The sequence below is a fragment of the Mucilaginibacter flavus genome, from assembly GCF_030409315.1.
Taxonomy (GTDB): Bacteria; Bacteroidota; Bacteroidia; order Sphingobacteriales; family Sphingobacteriaceae; genus Mucilaginibacter; species Mucilaginibacter flavus.
In genome coordinates, this window is the sequence record NZ_JAUFPS010000041.1 from 17,612 (window position 1) to 39,441 (window position 21,830).

Annotated in this window: 17 protein-coding genes and 1 tRNA gene; 8 read left to right on the forward strand and 10 right to left on the reverse strand. The window is 42.0% G+C overall.

Features of this window, described 5'->3' with window-relative positions:
- Positions 1-195 precede the first annotated feature (195 nt).
- Complete coding sequence (locus QWZ17_RS19465; protein ID WP_290306971.1) at positions 196-3,399, forward strand: glycoside hydrolase family 2 TIM barrel-domain containing protein; 3,204 nt, start codon at positions 196-198, stop codon at positions 3,397-3,399.
- A gap of 126 nt (positions 3,400-3,525) precedes the next feature.
- Positions 3,526-4,788, forward strand: coding sequence for a PQQ-dependent sugar dehydrogenase (locus tag QWZ17_RS19470; protein WP_290306972.1), 1,263 nt, complete (start codon positions 3,526-3,528; stop codon positions 4,786-4,788).
- 152 nt (positions 4,789-4,940) lie between these two features.
- On the opposite strand, the gene QWZ17_RS19475 is transcribed toward QWZ17_RS19470, so the two are convergent.
- From QWZ17_RS19475 to QWZ17_RS19500, 6 genes are all read right to left on the reverse strand, one after another.
- Positions 4,941-5,027: transfer RNA gene (locus tag QWZ17_RS19475), tRNA-Ser, on the reverse strand.
- A gap of 98 nt (positions 5,028-5,125) precedes the next feature.
- Positions 5,126-6,106 (reverse strand): YihY/virulence factor BrkB family protein, encoded by a 981-nt coding sequence (locus QWZ17_RS19480; RefSeq protein ID WP_290306973.1) that lies wholly within the window; start codon positions 6,104-6,106, stop codon positions 5,126-5,128.
- Positions 6,107-6,116: 10 nt separating this feature from the next.
- Positions 6,117-6,524, reverse strand: coding sequence for an acyl-CoA thioesterase (locus QWZ17_RS19485; protein WP_290306974.1), 408 nt, complete (start codon positions 6,522-6,524; stop codon positions 6,117-6,119).
- Positions 6,524-7,576 (reverse strand): endolytic transglycosylase MltG, encoded by a 1,053-nt coding sequence (gene mltG / locus QWZ17_RS19490; protein ID WP_290306975.1) that lies wholly within the window; start codon positions 7,574-7,576, stop codon positions 6,524-6,526. The genes QWZ17_RS19485 and mltG overlap by 1 nt, the downstream gene beginning before the upstream one ends.
- 22 nt (positions 7,577-7,598) lie before the next feature.
- Complete coding sequence (locus tag QWZ17_RS19495; protein ID WP_290306976.1) at positions 7,599-7,904, reverse strand: rhodanese-like domain-containing protein; 306 nt, start codon at positions 7,902-7,904, stop codon at positions 7,599-7,601.
- On the reverse strand, positions 7,885-8,676 hold the full coding sequence (locus QWZ17_RS19500; RefSeq protein ID WP_290306977.1) for a PASTA domain-containing protein: 792 nt from the start codon (positions 8,674-8,676) through the stop codon (positions 7,885-7,887). The genes QWZ17_RS19495 and QWZ17_RS19500 overlap by 20 nt, the downstream gene beginning before the upstream one ends.
- 356 nt (positions 8,677-9,032) lie before the next feature.
- Between QWZ17_RS19500 and QWZ17_RS19505 the strand changes: the two genes are divergently transcribed.
- From QWZ17_RS19505 to QWZ17_RS19515, 3 genes are all read left to right on the forward strand, one after another.
- Entirely contained in the window at positions 9,033-10,010 is a 978-nt protein-coding gene (locus tag QWZ17_RS19505) for a D-alanine--D-alanine ligase (RefSeq protein WP_290306978.1), read from the forward strand.
- Between the two features lie 128 nt (positions 10,011-10,138).
- The gene (locus QWZ17_RS19510; protein WP_290306979.1) at positions 10,139-10,774 is read left to right on the forward strand and encodes an ABC transporter ATP-binding protein; all 636 of its coding nucleotides are present in this window, start codon (positions 10,139-10,141) and stop codon (positions 10,772-10,774) included.
- Positions 10,774-11,841 (forward strand): hypothetical protein, encoded by a 1,068-nt coding sequence (locus tag QWZ17_RS19515; RefSeq protein ID WP_290306980.1) that lies wholly within the window; start codon positions 10,774-10,776, stop codon positions 11,839-11,841. Before QWZ17_RS19510 ends, QWZ17_RS19515 begins: the two co-directional genes overlap by 1 nt.
- Before the next feature lie 174 nt (positions 11,842-12,015).
- On the opposite strand, the gene QWZ17_RS19520 is transcribed toward QWZ17_RS19515, so the two are convergent.
- Complete coding sequence (locus tag QWZ17_RS19520; protein WP_290306981.1) at positions 12,016-12,435, reverse strand: acyl-CoA thioesterase; 420 nt, start codon at positions 12,433-12,435, stop codon at positions 12,016-12,018.
- A gap of 42 nt (positions 12,436-12,477) precedes the next feature.
- Positions 12,478-13,170 (reverse strand): hypothetical protein, encoded by a 693-nt coding sequence (locus tag QWZ17_RS19525; protein WP_290306982.1) that lies wholly within the window; start codon positions 13,168-13,170, stop codon positions 12,478-12,480.
- Positions 13,171-13,436: 266 nt separating this feature from the next.
- Here QWZ17_RS19525 and QWZ17_RS19530 point away from each other — a divergent pair, with 266 nt between their 5' ends.
- The gene (locus QWZ17_RS19530) at positions 13,437-15,947 is read left to right on the forward strand and encodes a glucosidase family protein (RefSeq protein ID WP_290306983.1); all 2,511 of its coding nucleotides are present in this window, start codon (positions 13,437-13,439) and stop codon (positions 15,945-15,947) included.
- Between the two features lie 13 nt (positions 15,948-15,960).
- On the opposite strand, the gene QWZ17_RS19535 is transcribed toward QWZ17_RS19530, so the two are convergent.
- Positions 15,961-18,516, reverse strand: coding sequence for a DUF4132 domain-containing protein (locus QWZ17_RS19535; protein ID WP_290306984.1), 2,556 nt, complete (start codon positions 18,514-18,516; stop codon positions 15,961-15,963).
- Positions 18,517-18,520: 4 nt separating this feature from the next.
- Positions 18,521-18,919, reverse strand: a complete 399-nt coding sequence (locus QWZ17_RS19540) for a hypothetical protein (protein WP_290306985.1) — start codon at positions 18,917-18,919, stop codon at positions 18,521-18,523.
- A gap of 230 nt (positions 18,920-19,149) precedes the next feature.
- On the opposite strand from QWZ17_RS19540, the gene rpsO reads away from it, so the two are divergent.
- Positions 19,150-19,428, forward strand: coding sequence for a 30S ribosomal protein S15 (rpsO, locus tag QWZ17_RS19545; protein WP_090647072.1), 279 nt, complete (start codon positions 19,150-19,152; stop codon positions 19,426-19,428).
- Positions 19,429-19,636: 208 nt separating this feature from the next.
- On the forward strand, positions 19,637-21,760 hold the full coding sequence (gene pnp, locus QWZ17_RS19550) for a polyribonucleotide nucleotidyltransferase (protein WP_290306986.1): 2,124 nt from the start codon (positions 19,637-19,639) through the stop codon (positions 21,758-21,760).
- Positions 21,761-21,830 lie beyond the last annotated feature (70 nt).

Below are 21,830 nucleotides of genomic sequence, written 5' to 3' on the forward strand. Positions count from 1 at the left end.
ATGGTTTTAGCTACAAAAAAGTACCAATTCACAAAAATGGATTTATATGCCGGATAATCTGATAAACGGTAATTGAAATGCACACCAGGTTAATAAATATGTACAAGATGACAATTATCGCTTCGGTATTTTTAATTTCTTTGCCTTCGTATCTACTGCTAACCTTTTTAAACTAATCAATTATTTTTAATACCTATGTACCAATCCCAATTTAATAAACAAATTGTTAAAGGCTTTTTAGCCATGGCTTTTGTTTTTAACTATGCTGTAAGTTTTGGTTTTCAGCAGCAGGCAAATGATGGACTGTCAAAAACAGATACCGCGTTTGTGCCAAAAGAAATTGAAGATCCCGAAAATATCGGTATCAACAAAGAAGCCAGCCATGCAACATTAATGCCCTACGCGTCTTTAAAGGAGGCACTGGCGGCAAACAGGCATGCATCATCATTCAGCAGGAGCCTTAATGGTTTGTGGAAATTTAACTGGGTTGACTGGCCTCAAAAGCGCCCGGTTAACTTTTACAAAACCAGTTATGATGTATCGGGCTGGAAAGATATTAAAGTGCCATCAAACTGGCAGGTAGAGGGCTACGGTACACCATACTACAGTAACTTTACCTACATCTTTCAAAAGGATTTCCCGAGGGTGATGAGCACCCCGCCCGAAAAATATACCGCCTTTAAAGAAAGAAATCCGGTAGGCAGCTACCGTCGTGATTTTACACTTCCGGCAGAATGGAACGGACGACGCGTATTTATCACCTTTGATGGTGTCGACGCGGGTTTCTTCATTTGGGTAAACGGCAAGAAAGTTGGATACAGTGTTAACAGCCGCAACGCCGCCGAATTTGATTTAACAAAATATGTAAAACCCGGCAAGAACGTTTTAGCAGTAGAAGTTTATCGATTTACTACCGGTAGCTACCTGGAAGATCAGGATATGTGGCGCTTAAGCGGCATTTTCAGAAACGTAACCCTTTGGAGTACCCCGCAGGAGCATATCAGGGATTACTTTGTAAAAACCAACCTTGATAATCAATACAAAGATGCTGATGTAGTGGTATCGGCCAAAGTAAAAAACTATGGTGCCGCACTGGTTAAAGCCAGGTTATTGGATGTAGCCTTATACAATGGTTTGGTACCTGTGCCCGGTGCAACCACCAAAAAAGCTATCCCAGCATTAAAACCCGGCGAAGAAGTGGTAGTTGATGCTACCTTCCACGTCAGTAATCCACAAAAATGGACTGCAGAAACGCCAAAGCTTTACACCACTGTTGTTAAAATTGCCGATGGAGGGCAGGCGGTAGAAACCATATCATCACGCACCGGTTTCAGAACCATTGAGATTAAAGGACGTTTGTTTTTGGTTAATGGCGTGCCTATTAAACTAAAAGGCGTTAACCGCCATGAAAACTGGCCAAATGATGGCCATGCGGTTACCGAGGAGCAAATGATACAGGATATTGTGCTTATTAAACAGGCTAACTGTAACCATGTACGTACCTGCCACTATTCCGACGATCCGCGCTGGTATGAACTTTGCGACCAATATGGTATTTACCTGGTTGCCGAAGCTAACCTGGAGAGCCATGGCGCATGGGACGAGTTTAACGAAGAACCAAGGATTAAAGCGGCGCTTATTGACAGGAACGTTGCCAACGTGGAGAATTTTAAAAATCATCCGTCGGTTATCATCTGGTCGTTAGGTAACGAGTGCGGCAGCGGTGGCTCAAATTTCCGTGCCATATTAAAGGTGATTAAAGGTATCGACTCAACCCGCCCAACGCATTATCAGGGTTTCGGTATCGGCAATAATAATCCTGCCGATATGGACAGCGAAATGTATACCGATGTAGAAAATCTTGAAAAACATGCCAACGATAAAACGCTAACCAAGCCGTTTTACCTGTGCGAATATGCGCACGCTATGTTTAACTCCATGGGTTCGGTAGATATTTATAATGATTTGTTTGATAAATATCCGCAGCTATTGGGCGGCGCGATATGGGAGTGGCAGGATCAGGGTATCTATAACAACCGCGATCCTAAACACCCGATCACCGCTTTTGGCGGCGGCTTTGGTGAGTATCCAAATGATCAATACTTTATTCATAAAGGTGTTGTGTTTTCAGATCGTTCTTTGAAACCTCATTACCCCGAACTGAAACACGCCTATCAGTGGATAAGCATTCACGCCAAAGATTTAAAAAATGGCGAAGTTACCATCAAAAACCGTTACCAGTTTATCAACCTTAATGGTTTAACAGCTAAATGGGAAGTAACCGAAAATGGTACCACCATATCATCTGGCAATTTGGCCTTAAACGAAATTAAACCAGGCCAGGAACAGAATGTAAAAATCCCCTATAACATTACACCAAAACCAGGTGCCGAATATTTTTTAAGGGTATCATTTGATTTGGCTACCGATAAACTTTGGGCCAAAAAAGGATTTGAAGTTGCTGCCCAGCAATTGGAATTGCCAATTGCTATCCTTGCTGCTACGGTACAACCGGGTACCGGCAAGCTAACCTTAACCGATTCAAAAGATGATATCAAAGTAAAAGGCAGCGGTTTTAGCCTGGAGTTTGATAAGGAGAAAGGTACTTTCTCAAAAATGGAAAAAGATGGCGAAAACATATTGAGAGACAACGGTGGCCCTATTTTGCATTTATGGCGCGCGCCGCACCGTAAAGATGATATGTGGGCTTATGATGATTGGGTTAAATACGGTTTAAAAGAAATAGCCTGGAAAGCCGACGATGTAAAAGCTACCCAGCTTGCCACCGGTGATGTGAAAATTAAAGCCAACCTTACCGGTACAGGTAAAAATGGCTTTGTTGTTCATCACCAGGTAACATATACTATTAATAGCAACGGCACCATTAAGGCAGACAATAATATGAGCTTTGACGGTAACGCTAAATTGGTTTTAGCAAGGTTAGGCGTACGCATGTTTTTGAAGGAAGACCTTAATAAGTTTGAATACTTTGGCCGTGGCCCGATGGAAAACTATGGTGACAGGAAAAGCGGTTTTGATGTTGGGCATTACTTTAGCAGCATAGCCCAGCAGCTTACCCCTTATGAAAAACCGATGGATTGCGGTAACCATGAGGATGTTAGGTGGGCAAATGTAACATCTGCAAAAGGTTTGGGCCTATCTGTAAAAAAAGAGGGCGACCTGTTCCAGGTAACCGCTTTACCTTACAGCGATGAGGAAATGACGGATGTGGAGTATAAAATTGATTTGCCAAAAAGCAAAGGAACAGTGTTGTGCATCAGCCATAAAACATTGGGTGTTGGTTCATATGGTTGCGGTCCGCGGCCGTTAGAGCAGTATAGGGTGCATGCGCAAACCACCGCTTTTAGTTACAGCATTGAACTGTTAGATAAAAAATAAGAACCTGATTAATTTATAAATTGCCGATGCGTAGGGAGCAACTATATGTTGCTCCCTTTTATTACAAAAAGGCGTAACGGTATTTATGCTTTATTAACCAATTAACTAAACCGATTTTAAAGCAATATGAAAAAAGTAGTCACTAATAAAATACATCAGGCTTATTTGCCAATGGGCAAAGGCGCGTTGGTTTTGGCGGCTTTGGGTGTTACCATGTTTGTATGTTCATCCTATAGCTTTCCTAAACTAAAGCAAGCCAAGGCTAACGCCGATCCGGCTCCCATAACAGTAAAAGTTCAATTGATTACCGATAAACTGGAAGCGCCGACCGCAATCATATTCCCTGGAAATGGCGATACCTGGGTATTGGAGCAAAAAGGACAGATTCGCATTGTAAGGAACGGGAAATTGCTTGATGGCCCTTTGCTTGATTTAAAAAGCAAAATGATAAAGGTGAATAATGGCTATGAAGAGCGTGGTTTACTGGGCATAGCTTTGCACCCCAAATTTAAAACCAACAGGAAGTTTTACGTTTTTTACAGCGCGCCATCGGCCAACAAATCCGACCATATGGATGTAGTGGCCGAGTATAAATTACCAGTAAATTCGGCCCCGATTGATCCTAATAGCGGCCGCATTATATTAACCCAGGAAAAACCGGACGGTAATCATGACGGCGGCTGTTTACAATTTGGTCCGGATGGTTATTTATACGTTTCTTTTGGCGATGGTGGTGGCCAGGGCGATAAGCATGGCGAAATAGGTAACGGACAAAAGATGGATATTTTATTAGGTAAAATACTGCGCATAGATATCAATACGCCTAAAGGCTACCTTGTACCCAAAACCAACCCATTTGTTGGCCGTGCCGATGCCAAAGGCGAAATATGGGCTTACGGTTTCCGCAACCCATACCGTTTTACTTTTGATAGCGCAACGGGCAAACTATTTGCCGGCGATGTTGGCCAGGATTTATGGGAAGAAGTGGACATAGTAACCAAAGGAGCCAACTACGGCTGGCGTTTGTTTGAAGGTACCCATCCCTACAACCCGGCAAGCGGTTCTGATACCAAAGGTATCACCATGCCCATAACCGAATACAGCCACAAGGAAGGCGTGAGTGTGATAGGCGGGTACGTTTACCACGGCGCGCAAATAGCAAGCTTAAAAAACAAATACTTTTTTGCCGATTGGGCAGGCCCTGTGTTTTATTTGCAAAAAACAGGCGCACAGTGGGTGAGGGGAAAAGTTGTATTACAAAATATCCCGCCAAGCCTGAAAATAACCGGTTTTGGCGAAGACGCTATCGGCGAATTATACATGTTAACCAACCAGGATACCGGCCCGGGCAGTAAAAATGGAAGTGTTTATAAAATTGTAAAGAATTAAATGCGATTTATTTAGAGTATAATAAAGGCTAAACATCTTATGATTTTAGCCTTTTTTTATGGCCCATGTTGTCTCTCGCTCCGGGAAATAAAATAGAAAAATGGCTATAAAAGCAAAAATCCCGCTATTTGCGGGATTGCTTTTTTTTCTTGCGGAGAGCTAGGGATTCGAACCCCAGGAACCTTTCACAGTTCAACAGTTTTCAAGACTGCCGCAATCGACCACTCTGCCAGCTCTCCGGGGACAAAAGTACAAATCCCGGCCGAATTGACAAGTATGGAAATGATTTTTTTTCATTTTCTTAACATTGAGTTTTAATTAACTGATAAACAGACTTTTAGTTTTTAATTTGCTCCGTTTTTTTCTGTCTGAAGCTGTTGTGACGCGGTTTTACAACTCTTAAACTCCGTTTTGAAAGCTCGACGGACGCGTTTAATTCAAACCCGATGAGTAAAATTAACGAGTTTAGGTACATCCAAAGCATCGCCACAATCACCGTTCCTAATGAGCCGTAAACTTTATTATACGATGAAAAGTTGTTGATATAGTAAGAGAATCCCAGTGATAATAGCAATGCTAATCCTGTTGCCAATACAGAACCAGGATTTACAAACTTCCACTTTTTTTTATGGGCGGGGGCGTACCGGTACAGGCAGGAGATGGTGACAAAAAATATCACAATAATCATCACCCAGCGGAAAAGCATAATGGGATAAATCCAGAAATGGCTTGTACTGATTACGTGCGCCTGTATAAAGCTTATTATAGCTTGCCCGGTTACAAATATGGATACCGATAACAAGAAAACCAGGCATAGTGCCACGGTGATGCTTACGGCTACCATACGCCTCTTTATCCAGCTGCGGCGATCAACAATCAGCGACGATTTATTAAAGGCCTTCATAAGGTTTATAACCCCATTAGTGGCAAAGTATATGGTAAGCAAAAAGCCAAAGGATAATAATTTACCGTTTTGATTTTTAATAATGTCAATAATGGTACTCCTGAGCGCCAGATAAGCGTTGGTAGGCATTATGGAGGCCAGGATGTTTAATAGCGACCCCTGGAAGTGTTTAATAGGTACATAGGGGATAAGCGTACACAAAAATATGGTGGCCGGGAAAATGGCCATCATAAAGCTATAGGCCAACGAATATGCCCTGTTAATGAGCGAACTTTTAGAGATCTCCGATATGAAGAATACAATTACCGTATATAAAGGCAGCGGCCTAAAACCCGGGATAATGATGTACTTGGTCCACTCAACAATGTATTGGTAAAATGTAAAGCGCAGTAAAAAGCGGTGTAGCCATCTCATCTACCCAAACTTACTCAAAAAAAGGTAATAATTTATCTATAAAATCCTGCGGCGGCAGGCAGGGGCGGCTGGTTTTCATGTTAATAAAAACCAGCAATGTTTCGCCGGTATTAATAAGCTCGCCTTTGGGGTTGCTCAGCTCATACCTGAAATGAATGCGTATGCCCGGCATTTTATCCATGATAACTTTAACGCTGATCTCCTCATCGTATAAAGCCGGCTTAAGGTATTTACATTTCAGCTCCAATACGGGCATCATAATACCCGATTGCTCCATGCCGGCGTAGGTTAAACCCAGGCTGCGCAGCATTTCTACCCGGCCAACTTCATAAAATTCGGCATAGTTGCCGTAGTACATATAGCCCATCTGGTCGGTTTCGCCATACCGCACCCTAATTTTGGTGGTATTTTCAAACATTACCTTTTGATGTTACGCTCGTTAAGTGCCTGCTGATATTTATGGGCATTTACCAGGTGATCGGCCATGTTGCTGGCAAAAGCGTGGTTACCGCTAAAATCGGCTTTGGCGCACATGTACAGGTAATCGTTATGTTGGTAATCCAATACCGCGTTAACCGCGTTTACAGATGGCATCATGATAGGGCCCGGAGGCAAACCTGTATGCAGGTAAGTGTTGTAAGGCGAATTGTATGACAGGTATTTGTTTAATACCCTTTTAATGGTAAAATCATTCAGCGCGAAAATTACGGTAGGGTCGGCCTCCAGTTTCATGCCTTTTTTAAGGCGGTTAAGATACAAGCCGGCTACAGCGGGCATTTCGGCATCGTGCAGCGCCTCGGCATCAACTATTGATGCTAAAACAGATACTTCCTGTGGGGTAAGGTTAAGCGCGGCGGCTTTTTGTTTACGTTCCGGCGTCCAGAATTTTTCATAGCTGGCATACATCTTTTTAAAGAATTTTTCGGGCGATGTATTCCAGTATAACTGGTACGAGTTTGGCATAAACATGGTGTACACGTTATCGGTAGTAAAACCATATTTAGCAACAAAACTTGCCGAATCTAACAGGTTGATAATGGAAGCAGAATCGGGTTCGATTTTTTTAGCTACAAAACCCGCGAATTGTTCTTTTTGCCTCAAATCGTGAAACTGCAATGATACAGGTTGCTGCGTGCCCGATGCCAGCATGTTGATTAAGGCACGGTTGCTCATACCTTCTTTAAGATGATAGCGCCCCGGTTTTACCCTGTGGGGGTAATTCATGTTGGTTGCAGCCCAGTTAAAGGTTACGGTATCATTTACCATATCCTGTTCCTGGATGGTTTTTATCACATCGGCATAAGTGGCGCCGGTATGTATATAAAGGTATTCCTGCTTGGCCGTTACGTTTGGACCAAAATATTTGTGGTAATAATTAAAACCTGTAAAGGCAAGTAATATCAAGCCCACTATAACAAGGGCTATAATGAATTTTTTAAATACGCCTGATTGTGACTTCTTTTCAGTCATGATAAAATGGTATGAGAGGTAATTATTTTAGTTTTTGAATAGCCATCAATCCGCCGGCTAAGTTTTTTACGTTTTGATAACCGTTTTGCAGCAATAGTGTTTGCGCTGTCGCGCTCCGCAGGCCAACTTTGCAAATAACGATCAGTTCATCTGTTTTGTTATAATCCCAGTCGTCAATGCTTTCGGTCAATTTGTCTAATGGGATATTTACACCGCCAATATTATAGGTATGATACTCTATAGCACCGCGAACGTCAATCATATTTAAAGCCTCGCCGCTGTTAATTCTTTCAAGCAGCTGTGTCGCGTTAATTTGTTGGCGCTGCATTTGTTTTTGCTCCCTGCGAAACTGTTAAGTTAATACGTGTGCCGATGCTGGTTTTACTGGTCGAATCTGTATGCATTGGGTATTGCGCTGTAACCACTACGTTGGTCGAATCGGTAATGCTGCCCTGGTAAGTAATAGTTCCAATAGATAAGCCGGCACCTTTAATAGCAAAGCGGGCTGCATCCAAATCAAGATTAAGTAATTCCGGTATAGCCACCTCGCTGGCTCCTTCACCATCGCCTAACACAAGATCAACTTTTGAACCCTTAGGTAATTTATAACCCGTTTTAATCACAACGCCACCGTAGCGTATCTCCAGTATACGGTCGCGGGCGATGTCACTTCGGTAAGTAGTATCACCAACTTTAAGGCCATAGTTTGAAAGCGTTGCAAAAGCTTCGCGGTAAGTGCTTTGGTCCAAATCTGGCAAAGCTACGTTTGGAGCCTGAAGGGTAACCATAGTAAGGTATATCACCCTGCCTTCTTTAACATTGGTACCAGCGTCAGGATCTTGCTCCACAATGGTGCCCGGTTCAACATCTTGTACATAAACCGAATCTATTTTATAGCCAAAACCCTGCTCTTTTAACAAAGCCATGGCATGATCAATTTTTTCGCCTTTCAGCTTCGGTACCGGGATACCATCACCATGATGGGTGTATGATCCCAGGCTGTAAAAGGCTATTAAAACAACAACTATTACGGTGGCTATAGCGCCTATAAGGTTATATCTGAATGATTTTGTTTTTAAGTAAGCCCCAAATTTGCTCATTGGTATATGTAAAAATATTTACAGTAAAATAAGTATCAAACATAGTGATAATTTCGGATTTGGATAGACGGAAAGTCGGAAAAGTCCGGAAGTCAGTAAAGTCGGATAGTCAGGATAGTCCGAAAGTCAGTAAAGCGCGGGGATGAAATTGGGGGATCGCACACGTGCCGGAAATTAATCGGTATTGGAGTTCCCTTTTTGCCTCGTATCGATTGCTTCGCTACTCAAAACTCTTTCGGATTTTTCCATAATTAAACTTCCGTAAATGAACGACGGAATAATTTAATCATTAGATTTGAAGCTATCTTTCGGACTTTCCGACTTTTCGGACTTCTAGACTTTTTTCAACTAAAAATATGAAAAACATAGCCCTTTTAGCCGGTGGTTTTACCGGTGAATATGATGTATCAATAAACAGTGCTAAAAATATAGCTACCAGTCTTAATGCCGATAACTACAAGGTATATACCATATTAATTACCCGTGATAGGTGGTTTTATGAAACTGACGGCGTTACTGTTGATGTAGATAAAAACGACTTCAGCATTACAGTTAATGGCGACAAAGTAAAATTTGATTTCGCCTTTATAACTGTACACGGTACGCCTGGCGAAGACGGCAAATTGCAAGGCTACCTTGATATGCTGGGCATTCCGTATAACACCTGCGATGCAACAACATCGGCCCTTACCATGAACAAGGCGTACACCAAAACCATTGTAAATGGTATTCACGGCTTACATACTGCCCATTCCCTGCGTTTATTTGAAAAGGATATGCACGATGTGGCTATTATAGCTGCTACGCTTAAATTTCCGCTATTTATTAAACCCAACAATGGTGGTAGCAGCGTGGGCATGAGCAAGGTTTACAACGTAGCAGGCCTGCCCGATGCTTTGAAAAAAGCTTTCCATGAAGATGAGCAGATTTTGGTTGAGGAATTTATTAAAGGTCGCGAGTTTAGCATCGGTATTGCCCGTTTAGATGGTAAAATAACCGTATTGCCTGCCACAGAGATCATCAGCAGTAAAGACTTTTTTGATTACGAGGCTAAATATACCCCCGGTGTAACTAAAGAAGTAACGCCTGCCGATTTGCCCGCCGAAAAGGTAGCCCTGATATCAGAAATTGTAACGGAGGTGTACATTCGCCTCAATTGTAAAGGCATGGTACGGGTTGACTTTATTTTATTGGAAGGCACCGGCGATTTTTATTTTATCGAAATTAATACCACGCCAGGTCAATCGGCCAATAGCTTAATCCCGCAGCAGGTAAGGGCAGCGGGTATGAATGTTGGCGAGTTTTATGGGAAGTTGATAGAGGGAGCGATATAAGGATTTCGGATGTCGGATTTTCGATATCGGATTTTTTTGAGGAATTTGAAATTTTTGTAGAGACGCATTATATGCGTCTTTTTTGTTTGAGCGTGTAACAAGGTTTATTGAACATCATCCAATTACCAATGCTGCAATTCATAAAATATAAAAAGTTGTACGGTGGTTTCCCGGCTATGCAGGTTGATGACCTCAACATCGGTACCGGTATTTATTGGATAAGGGGGGTAAACGGATCTGGCAAAAGTACGCTGTTAAAATCCATAGCCGGGATTTTAGCTTTTGAGGGCGACATTTTACTGGATAACAACATCAGCATAAAAAAACAACCCGTGGCTTACCGCAAACTGGTGAACTTTGCCGAGGCCGAACCTTTGTTTCCTGAATTTTTAACAGGCAAGGAACTGATAGCTTTATTTGCACAAGCTAAAGACGCGCCGGCAGGGCAGGAGCAGCATTATTTAGAAAGCATGCAAATGCAAAGCTATGTAGGGCAGCCGGTGGGCACCTACTCCAGCGGGATGCTTAAAAAGCTGTCGTTAGTGTTAGCTTTTATGGGTAACCCAAAGCTGATCTTATTGGATGAACCGCTGATTACCATTGATACCGCATCGTTAAAAGTACTCAATAGCTGGATTGCCGAAAGATATAATACCCATGCTACCACTTTCCTGCTATCATCGCATCAAAGCCTTGAGCACGATGAATTACCTACCGCTCATGAGTTACTGGTAGAAAACCAAACCCTCAAATTTATATCCTGATGCACAGGGCATTAACCAATGTGCTCATTAAGGTATTTGCCGCCGGTTTTTACCAGGTACATATACCCATATTGTTTTTTGTGTTTTTTGTGATGGTAGGCTGTGTGCCAGGCAATATGCTCATCAGCTACCATGAATCATTAATGATCGCCATGTGCAGCAGTCCGGTTATGCTGATGCTGGTATGCGCGGGATGGCTTATTTATATTATAAAAAGCTGGCATTACATAGCCACGCAACTGCAAAAGCCCGAAAAGCAATTCCTGTTTTACAGCGCAAATGCGTTTGAGGGTAAAAAACAAATCATAAGCTGGTGTTACACACATATTGCTATCATTAGCCCCATTTTGATATACGCGTTGTTAGCTATTGGGGTAGGTATTAAGCATCATTACTACCTGTTGCCGGGTATTATCGCTGCTTTCTTAATTATCACTGTGTACGGTAGCGCTTTATTATACACCAGTATTTTAAACCGTTTGGTTGATGGTAGTAAACAATCATTATTGCTAAAGCTAAGCAGTAAATGGCGCAAGCCCTATTTTAGCTTGTACATTTATAATGTGTTCGATAATCTGAAAGTTCAATATTTTATAACCAAAGGACTATCCTGGCTTATTATAACTGGTGTATTTTACCTTTTTGCCGATGTTAAAACCGACATCAGGGTTGCAGGCATAGCCATTCTTGCGGTTATTACCGCCCACGTGGTAGTAGTATTTGAACAACGCCGGTTTGAAGAAACACGGCTAAGCTTTTCGCGTAACCTGCCTTACAGCAGGGGTAAACTATTTGGCAATTTTATAGGTGTTTATTCCCTGTTGCTGCTGCCAGAAGCGGTTTGGCTATTTAGCCGGTTTAGCCCGGTAATGGCTATAGGTTTGCTACTTACCGGCCTAAGTACCGTCATGTTATTCCACAGCTTGTTATACAGGTTCGACCTTAATATGGATAAATATATTCAATATATCCTTGCCCTTTTTATGGTACTGTTTTGGGTAATTATGTTTCACCTGCTTTGGGTGTTAATTCCGCTGAATTTGGGGGTAGCGTTTTTGATATTTTAATTACTACGGAGAAGTATCAAGTAGTTAGTATCAAGTATCAAGACAGAAGATTGGGGAAATATAATGAATTTAAAATTTCGTTAATTCTTAAATTCTGAAAATTCCGGTTCAGAAAAAAAACAAACGTTCCCTTAACGCAATTTCTACTAATGACTAATGACTAATGACTAATGACTAAATAGAATAATGCGCCACCACATCGCCTGGCACTTTAGCGCCCCGGCCGGTGGCCATATCAATCATCACATAATCAAAATACCCGTCGCAGCAAACTTTGCCGGTGGCTTTGTTGGTTAAGGTGAATTTTACGCGGCAGCCTTTATCGTCGATGGTTTCGATGCCGGTTTTTACAATAAAATAGTCGCCCATGGTGAGGGCGCGCTTGTAATCAACATGGGCCACACGCACCACCCAACCAAAGCCGCGTTCCATAAACTTTTCCATGGCCATGCCATAGCAGCGTTCCATCTGGTCATAACGTGCTGCAAGTACATAATCAAAATACTTGCTGTTATGCACGTGCTGAAACATATCGATATCATCGGGACGAACACGAAATTCGCTTTCAAAAGTGGAGTAAGTAGGCTTGTCCATAAGGCAAATATAGTGATTGGTGGATGGGTTAGGGACATTTGCCTAATTTCCCAAACCCATAAAAATCCCAGTCTCAAAAAAAAGCTGATTGGGTTTTGGTATGCCGTACACCCTGTTGCTGATGAAATGGCTATACCTGCCCGAAGCCTTATTATAGCCATAACGCCAGTCGCTTTCCCAGGGTTCTACATTTATGCTACAAAAAAAGCCTGAGTTAAATGAAATTTTGTTTTTGCCCTTCCCCGTGCTGAAATGAAACTTGTTAACATAATTTCTGCTGGATAAGCCAATATATAGCGCCGAATATTCAAGGTAAAGCTTTTTGCCGGCCTCATCTGCCGTTGGGGTGTAATTAAGCGGGCCGTCGCCATTAGCGCCATGAAAGGCAAATAAACCCAATTGTAAATTTAAAAATGAAGAGATGGCACTTTGGGGAGCGGTTAATCGGCGCCCGGCGTATATGCCGGCCAATGCATACGGGTTGCCAATAGCCGCACTCATTCCAAAATTATAGTGCCTGGTAATGGCATCTAAATTAAAAGTGCCGCCCACAGTACAGTTTTGATGGTTGTTATAATTTAATTGCGACCAGTTATTGAACGCTTTGTTGTTTATAAAAGGCTTATCAACGCCTAATGATACAATAAACATATTGTTGCTAAAACCATCGGCGTTGAGCTGCGCAAAGCAACCGGTAGTTAAAAACACGCAAAAGACAGTTAATGACAGTTTCATAATGGTTTGTTTTAGGTTTGTACCAAAGTTAAAACAGCCATATTAGAAGTGGGTTAGAATCAGATTATAAGGCGATTAGAATGTTGTTATATTGATACGCAAAGCGCTAAACCTGTTATTTGCGTAGAAACTATTAAGGATGCTTTTAGTTGTTTGTAACCAGGTAATATTGTTGGTTGCTAAATGGATTAATTATCATTGTTTTGTGGTAGTGGACTCATTTGTTGTAACTGTAGCTGCCATTATTAATTGAAATAAACCAATTCATGCTTATAAAAAGATATATCATTATCGCAGTTTGCCTGCTTGCCGTTATAATACCTTTCGCTGGGGCGGCAAAAGGATCAACCCCAAATAGCAAAACCATTGCTTTTAATACACCCAAAATCAATATGGTGCTCAATTACGGCGATGGTGTTAGCATTACAATAATGACCATAAACGGCCAAAAAGTGGTAAGTAACACCGATGGCATTTATACATCTGTAAAGGTAGGAGGAGTTACCTATTCTTCATTGCATTTGAAAACAAGCCCCGTAATGTTAAAAACTGTTACAGGGATTATGCTTAAAAATATCGCTTACGGCGATAAAACTTTTACTATTAGCGAAAATTGGATTTTTACTCAAAAAAACGGTACCATAAAATGGGATATAGAACGCAGCTTTTCAAAAGCTGTGAAAGTTGATGAGGCCGCTATGCCGGTAATTAACTTTGATGATATCAAAACCTGGGAAGGCGCTTACCAGGGCTATGGCGGCCTGGCCTGGTTTTACCTGTTTAACGAAAAACTATGCACTTACGGCGTTCATACCCGTTCGTCAAATTTTTGGAACAGCAAAACAGGTAATGGCTTAAACATCACCGTTAATGCACCGGGTAAAGAGGTAGCCATGAAATACACCCGTACCAACGATGATAAGTTAGCTTATATCGTGACCGTTGCCAGCCAGGAAATGCTGCCTAAAGCCGATAGCGGCACCAACAGGCGCAGGTTTATCAGGAAGGAAGCTGATGTTTGGGCGCCGTTTACCGTTGCTGCCGGCAAAAGCTCGCAAAGCATTACCTTTAGCTATTTTGATTATAATGAAAAATATGGCAGGGGCAAGCTGGTGGGCGTAAACCAGCAGCAGGTAAGTGCCGTATTGGGTACCATAGCACGTATCGGCGTAATTGATTCCCTGCACTTTGGCGGAAATAGCTGGGCAACGCCTTACGGACCTATTTGCCTGCATGAGCAATATATTGGGCAGATGGGTTTGGGCATTAATGACCCTAATTATTTGAGAGGATATCAAAGCTGCCTGGATTATTATCGCGATAATGCCATAAAACCCGATGGCAGGGTTTACCCTCGCTGGGCTTACACCAATGAAGATGCGATGCCCGGCAAGTTTAACAAGGAAGGTTTTTACGAAGCGCAATGGGGGATACTCATGGACTCGAACCCCGATTTTGTGGCTAACGTTGCCGAGCTATACGATATGACCGGCGATCAAAAATGGGTTAAAACTCACCAGTTATCGTGTGAGAAGGCGTTGGACTGGATCTTAAACCGTGACACCAACAACAACGGCCTGGTGGAAATGATGACCGACCTCACCGCTCAAAAAAGAAGCAGCGATTGGATTGACATCATCTGGGCATCGTACGAAAACGCTTTTGTAAATGCCAAGCTATATCATGCCCTGGTAAAATGGGCCGCCATTGAAAGCCAGCTCCATAACGATGCTAAAGCAGCTCATTATAAAAACTACGCGATTAAATTAAAAACAAGTTTTAATAAGCCAACAACCGAAGGTGGTTTTTGGGACGAAGAAAAAAAGTGCTACGTACACTGGCGCGATAAGGATAATACCATTCATGGCCGCAATATGGTAACCCCCGTTAACTTTATGGCTATAGCCTACGGAATTTGTGATGATACTACCCGGCAAAAACTGGTACTTGATAACATTGAGACCCAGATGCAGCGCGAAAAATTGTTCTTCTGGCCTTTAGCCATGACCACTTATGAGCCGGCAGAAGGCAAGGAATATCAATATCCCTTCCCCGAATATGAAAATGGCGACCTTTTTTTATCCTGGGGATCTATCGGCGTGGCTGCTTATGCCAGTTATAATCCGGCATTGGCGGTTAAGTACGTTAAAAACGTGCTGGAGCAATACAGCAAAGATGGGCTTGCCTACCAACGCTATGGCAGGCTAAAGCAGGATGGGAGGGGCGATGATATTTTATCGGGCAATAGCCTGTCAATAGTTGGTTTGTACCAGGCCATTTATGGAATTAACCCATTGTACAATAGGTTTTACCTTAACCCGCATATCACACCAGAGCTGGCAGGTACCGAATTGAAATACAATTTCAGGGGACAGCGTTTAAACATCAGCCTAAACAATGATAACTATGCGATATCAAATGGTAGGTTTAAGGTTATCTGCAATAAGAATTTTGGTTTTAATGCTACAGGTAACCAATTATCCTATTTTGATGGCAGCAGCGATGTAGCTGGCTTACAGATCACAACTGGTGCATCATTAGCAATAAGAATGAATAAATGGACCACCGAACAAATGGAGTGGGAGCAAACGGCTGAAAAGCGTTCAGGGAAATTGATTAATTATATGCTTAGGCAGTTAAAGCCCAATGCAGTTTATTCGGTGATAGTAAATGGTAAAATAACACAAAAAGCAAAAACAGATGTGCAAGGCAATCTTTCATTTGGCCGCACTAAAACCGGATTAAACGAAAAGGTTGGTATTGAGGACCTAAATTAAAGATGATAATGCGCTACCTGTCAATTTGCCGGGTTATGGTTTCGTCTTTTATCTTATCATCATCAGCCAACAGAAAGGCTTTGCTCAAAATGATAGAAAGTCCGTTATCGCCCTCAAAGGGCAGAAAAATATTAGTCTGAACCTCTTTTGGTGAACGGTCCGGAACTATACATAGATACTGGTCGTTTGGCTCCATCAATATATTGGTGCTGCCCAAATGTATTTTGTAAGTACGTTTTTTGCCTTTAACAATCAGGAAGCGGTCTTTAAGCTCGGTTACTTTGGCAATTTTAAGTCGTGGTAACAGTCGTTCCAACGTTTCCCTCCGATTTTTTGCCACTTCGCTAAGGTCGCCAAAAGAGTAAGCCTGCCAGTAACCATGATAGCCTGGCAAATCGCCGTTGTCACGCCACGTTGGGTCGTTACCTACACTGGCCACGCCAACAAACAGGTCGGTATCCCGCATTACTTCCGATAATACCACAATAGGCACATCAACCAGGTTGATAGTAGCGTTGGTTTCGGCGTTTTTAAACCGCACCTGGTCGGTAGCCACATATTTATAAATACCACTTTCGGTGACGCCTTGTTCGGCATCTACTATCGCGGTAAAATATTGGGCAATTAAATTATGTTCAAGTAAATTTAGCTGTGCAGAGCCGTTCGAGCCGCCATCGAACGCACCTTGCAAGCTGTAACGCCAGCCACGCCCTTTAGCTAAGGAGTTGAATTGGTGCTGTTTTAAAATATGCCCGGCCATTCGGTTGCTGTAGCTGCGTGTATTCATTTCAGCGTCGGTCAATAGATAAATTTCCCTAAATGCCTGTTTCAAAGGTTGTTGTAATTCATTTTTTATGAAAAACGCGCGCCATAGCTTTACATTTTCCAAGGTATCCAAAGCGGGGTGCCACAGCGATATTTCATAACCATCGCCAGGACTGAAGCTTAATCCGGAATGATTTTGCCAACTACCATTCCAATAAATAGCGTCAAATGCATCCCCTGGTTTTTCAAAACGCCAGATTAGTTTGTAACTTATGAAGGATACAAGCCCGTGGTTGAAATAATTAATATTGAAATGATCCCATGATATTTTAGCGGAGGAGCGGAACCGCTGATCAAACCGGTCGCGTTGGGTACTTAACGAGGCCTCGATAGCTTTACAGGTGGCCTTAAGCTGTTTGAGCGTGGCAGGTTGCTTTTCTTTTACTACCGCCGGATCTGAAGCTTGTGTCGTGCCGTCCGCCTTTTGCCACACCAGGTTCACTTTGCCAACTTTTTCAATGGTGATCTGCGCTGTAAAGCCTTCCAGCTCTTGCTGAATTTTGCCATTGATCAGGTCAAAATCATCTACGGCAAGGTCCTCTATATCTGCCACAGAAACTCCGCGCTCGGTAGCAGCCGTGGTAAGGTACTTTTCAATAATGCCTTGCGTGTTTGCCTGTTTAACCCGCAATTTTAACCGTGATAGATGACTGATGCCATCTAAGCCGGGGCTTTTAAACAAGGCAAACAAACAGGCGTTGCCTAACGCGGTACAAGTTTGCCCTATACCGGGCACTTTACGATAACAACGATCGGCAACTGCTGCTATCAATTGTAGTAAACCATTACTGGAGTAGATGCTGCTTAACCACACAAAGCCTTTCAGGCAGTCAACGTTTACAGCTTCAAGAAAAGTAAGTTGCTGGTAATAATCTTTCGCTACTACCTTTTCCTTCATTCGGCTGATAAACGTAAACCAGTCGCTGATTAAGCGGATAAATTTATCCGGGCCAACGGTGTCAATAATAGTTTTCCCTGTAGTTATAAATTTTTGAGTAGGAGTGGTTGCAGTGCCCGATTTTTGGCACAACTCCATTAGTTTATTCCATTGCGGTTTTCCCTCAGCGGGTAGCTCTGCCAATAGTTTATTGGCGTAATCAGCAAAATCGTCCTTGCCTAAAAATAGTACAGGACGTTCGTCAAGTTGTTCATCGCCTTTAAAAAGCATTGCATCAATTTGTTCTACTAATTTAATGGATGCTTTTTCGTGGGTATAGCTCTTGGTTGTTGCAAGTTGGGTACGGATAGCCGACAGGCTTGTTTCAACCAAAGCCGGGATAGGCTTGTTTTTATATTTTTTCTGGATAATACCTACCAGACTTTTCACCGGCCAGTCCATTAAATGGCCGTGGTCATAAACTTTATTTTTGATGAAAGCGGTAGTAAGCTGCTCAACTTCCTGTTCAATTAAATCAAGCTTTGAGCGAAAAAGCTGATCGATAAAGGCCTTGCTGATATGGGTTCGTTTAGATATGCCTTCATCATATTGTTTTTTGCCGTTAGCCCAGTTCCACTCTATCAGGTTGGATACCTGGCGCAGTATAAAGGCGATTTTTTCGCTATCGGTTAGCGGTACAATTTTATCCTGGTATATGCTTACATCATTTGCTTTAACATTGTACCAATAACGCATGGTACTCATTTGTGTTATTGCCTCCTCAATAATGGGGTCTTGCGTAGTTTCAGGTTTTTGTTCGGCAGCTTCCTGGGCAAAAATATTTTTTAAAAACGTAGTGATACGCATCTGATTATCCTCCAATTAATGGGGTTAGTTTTATGAAGCTTACGGTTGATTTATTGGTAAGTATTACATTTTCTTCCAATGATTCGGCCTGTTGATTATCAATCAATACGAAGAAGCCGTTTTGCTGAAAAGCTGCCAGCGCTATATAAACCTGCTTCTCTGCGTCAATCTTTTTTAAAGATTTTATTTTAGAACCGTTTAAAGTAAGCTCCGCTTCAGTAGGTTGTACCAAACCGTGATAAATTTGGGGTTGTTTTTTGTTGTAAGCTTCCACCTCTGCATTAACCCGGGCTTCAATAATATCCCTAATGGTTACCAGTTCATTCTCAAGCGAGATAATGATTTCATTGAGGATTTTTCCTCCGGCGGTTTCATCTTTAATACTAAGGTTTATCAGGCTCATCTATTGGTATTTTATCGGGATGAATATACAAAAATTGGATAGTTAGGAGGGGCTTATTTTTAAGAATGTAAGTAAGGAACGTAATGTTGTTTCATAATTTAATAGTGTACAGTAATTGCTTATACAGCACTTAAATCCTTTTGAATTTTTACTTTTGAATTTTCACTTAAAACACTATCTTTGCACCCACAATTAACAAAAGTATTTAACGCTTTAATATTATTCAAGTAATGTATTTAGGTAAAGAGACAAAGGCAGAGATCTTTGCAAAACACGGTAAGGGTGCTACAGACACTGGTTCAACTGAAGGTCAGGTAGCTTTATTCACTCACCGCATCGCACACTTAACTGGTCACCTTAAGAAAAACAAACACGATTTTTCTACCCAGTTATCACTGCAAAAATTAGTAGGTAAACGCCGCGGATTGTTGGCTTACCTGTACAAAAAAGACATTGAAAGATATCGTGCTATCATCAAAGCTTTACAGCTAAGGGATATCATTAAATAATTCTCATACTTTTTATTAAGAAGCCATCCCGATTTAGGGGGTGGCTTTTTTACTTTAACCACTATAAGTTTTCAAAAAAAAATATAAAAACTTATGGTAGCTTCGATGCCAATAAAAAGCATCTGTTTTTTAGATAGAAAAACAAATATTACACACATAAAATCCGGCGCGCTCCGAAAGATGAAAAGCGTGCCACAAACAAAAAAAAATGAGTTTAAACGTAATTAAAAAGGTTATTGATTTAGGCGATGGCCGTACCATCGAAATCGAAACCGGTAAACTGGCCAAACAAGCTGATGGCGCAGTAGTAGTAAAAATGGGTGATACCATGTTATTGGCTACCGTAGTATCATCGCCAGAGGCAAAAGAAGGAGTTGATTTTTTACCCCTTTCTGTTGATTACCAGGAAAAATACGCTGCCACCGGTCGTATACCGGGTGGTTTTTTACGCCGCGAGGCTCGTTTATCAGACTATGAGGTTTTAATCTCCCGTTTGGTTGACCGCGCTTTACGCCCTTTATTCCCTGATGATTATCATGCTGATACGCAGGTGATGATCTCTCTAATTTCGGCAGATAAAGATATCATGCCCGATGCATTGGCAGGTTTAGCCGCTTCTGCTGCATTATCTGTATCAAACATCCCTTTTAACGGCCCGATCTCTGAAGTTCGTGTTGCTAAAATTGATGGTCAGTTAGTAATTAACCCAACTTTAAGCCAGCTTGAAAAAGCTACTTTAGAGTTTATTGTTGCAGGTAGCGAGCATGACATCAACATGGTGGAAGGTGAATCGAAAGAGATTCAGGAAGCTGAGTTGGTTGAAGCTATTAAATTTGCACACACTGCTATTAAATTACAGTGTTTAGCTCAAAAAGAGTTAACCATTGAAACCGGTAAAACCGAAAAACGCGTTTACAGCCATGAGCACAGCAACGAGGACTTGAAAAAGGCTATCTACGCTGCTACTTATGACCAGGTTTACGCTATCGCATCTTCTGCATCTGCAAAAGACGAACGTGGTGCTAAGTTCAAAGAAGTACGTGATACTTACATCGCTACTTTGGGCGAAATTGATGACATCACTAAAGGTCTTGCTAAGAAATATTACCACGATGTGGAGTATGACGCTATCCGTAACCTTGTATTAGATGAAGGCAAACGTTTAGACGGCCGTACAACTACCCAGATTCGCCCTATCTGGAGCGAAGTTGGTTATTTACCATCTGCACACGGTTCTGCTGTATTTACCCGTGGCGAAACTCAATCATTAACTACCGTTACCTTAGGTGCTAAGGATGATGAGCAAATGATTGATGGCGCGTTCATCAACGGTTACCAAAAATTCCTGTTACACTACAACTTCCCTGGCTTTTCAACCGGCGAGGTTCGTCCAAACAGGGGTGCTGGTCGTCGTGAAATTGGCCATGGTAACCTGGCTATGCGTTCATTGAAACAAGTATTACCTGCCGAGGATGCAAATCCTTACACTATCCGTGTAGTATCTGATATTTTGGAATCAAATGGTTCATCATCAATGGCTACGGTTTGTGCCGGTACATTGGCTTTGATGGATGCCGGTATTAAAATTACCAACCCGGTATCTGGTATCGCTATGGGTTTGATCACCAACGAAATGGGTACTAAATATGCTATCTTATCTGATATCCTTGGCGACGAGGATCACTTAGGTGATATGGACTTTAAAGTAACAGGTACCGTTAATGGGATTGTTGCTGTACAAATGGACTTGAAAATCAATGGCCTTTCATACGAAGTGTTAACCAACGCTTTAAACCAGGCTAAAGATGGCCGTTTACATATCCTTGGCGAAATGGCTAAAACCATTACCGCTCCACGTGAGGATTACAAACCACACGCTCCGCGTATTGTTACTCTTAGAATCGACAAAGAGTTTATTGGTGCGGTTATTGGTCCCGGTGGTAAAATCATCCAGGAAATGCAACGCGAAACAGGTGCAACTATCTCTATCGAAGAGAAAGACAACCAGGGTATTGTTCAGGTATTTGCCGATAACAAAGCATCAATTGATGCCGCTGTGTCACGCATCCGCGCTATTGCCTCTAAACCAGAAGTTGGTGAAATTTACGAAGGTAAAGTAAAATCAATTATGCCATTTGGTGCATTTGTTGAGATCATGCCGGGTAAAGATGGCTTGCTGCACATATCTGAAATTGACCACCGCCGTATTGAAACGATGGATGGCATTTTCCAGATTGGCGACGAAGTGAGGGTTAAATTGCTTGACGTTGATAAACAAGGTAAACTTAAGTTATCGCGTAAGGCGTTATTGCCTCGTCCGGAAGCAAAATAATTGATCGTTATTATATATGCAAAACCCTCTTTATGAGGGTTTTGCTATTTTAGGCTAAAAAAGTTTTAAT

Excerpts from the sequence above, each read along its gene's own strand:
- QWZ17_RS19465 (WP_290306971.1), top strand. The coding sequence starts at position 196 with ATGTACCAATCCCAATTTAATAAACAAATTGTTAAAGGCTTTTTAGCC.
- QWZ17_RS19470 (WP_290306972.1), top strand. The coding sequence starts at position 3,526 with ATGAAAAAAGTAGTCACTAATAAAATACATCAGGCTTATTTGCCAATG.
- QWZ17_RS19480 (WP_290306973.1), bottom strand. The coding sequence starts at position 6,106 with ATGAGATGGCTACACCGCTTTTTACTGCGCTTTACATTTTACCAATAC.
- QWZ17_RS19485 (WP_290306974.1), bottom strand. The coding sequence starts at position 6,524 with ATGTTTGAAAATACCACCAAAATTAGGGTGCGGTATGGCGAAACCGAC.
- mltG (WP_290306975.1), bottom strand. The coding sequence starts at position 7,576 with ATGACTGAAAAGAAGTCACAATCAGGCGTATTTAAAAAATTCATTATA.
- QWZ17_RS19495 (WP_290306976.1), bottom strand. The coding sequence starts at position 7,904 with ATGCAGCGCCAACAAATTAACGCGACACAGCTGCTTGAAAGAATTAAC.
- QWZ17_RS19500 (WP_290306977.1), bottom strand. The coding sequence starts at position 8,676 with ATGAGCAAATTTGGGGCTTACTTAAAAACAAAATCATTCAGATATAAC.
- QWZ17_RS19505 (WP_290306978.1), top strand. The coding sequence starts at position 9,033 with ATGAAAAACATAGCCCTTTTAGCCGGTGGTTTTACCGGTGAATATGAT.
- QWZ17_RS19510 (WP_290306979.1), top strand. The coding sequence starts at position 10,139 with ATGCTGCAATTCATAAAATATAAAAAGTTGTACGGTGGTTTCCCGGCT.
- QWZ17_RS19515 (WP_290306980.1), top strand. The coding sequence starts at position 10,774 with ATGCACAGGGCATTAACCAATGTGCTCATTAAGGTATTTGCCGCCGGT.
- QWZ17_RS19520 (WP_290306981.1), bottom strand. The coding sequence starts at position 12,435 with ATGGACAAGCCTACTTACTCCACTTTTGAAAGCGAATTTCGTGTTCGT.
- QWZ17_RS19525 (WP_290306982.1), bottom strand. The coding sequence starts at position 13,170 with ATGAAACTGTCATTAACTGTCTTTTGCGTGTTTTTAACTACCGGTTGC.
- QWZ17_RS19530 (WP_290306983.1), top strand. The coding sequence starts at position 13,437 with ATGCTTATAAAAAGATATATCATTATCGCAGTTTGCCTGCTTGCCGTT.
- QWZ17_RS19535 (WP_290306984.1), bottom strand. The coding sequence starts at position 18,516 with ATGCGTATCACTACGTTTTTAAAAAATATTTTTGCCCAGGAAGCTGCC.
- QWZ17_RS19540 (WP_290306985.1), bottom strand. The coding sequence starts at position 18,919 with ATGAGCCTGATAAACCTTAGTATTAAAGATGAAACCGCCGGAGGAAAA.
- rpsO (WP_090647072.1), top strand. The coding sequence starts at position 19,150 with ATGTATTTAGGTAAAGAGACAAAGGCAGAGATCTTTGCAAAACACGGT.
- pnp (WP_290306986.1), top strand. The coding sequence starts at position 19,637 with ATGAGTTTAAACGTAATTAAAAAGGTTATTGATTTAGGCGATGGCCGT.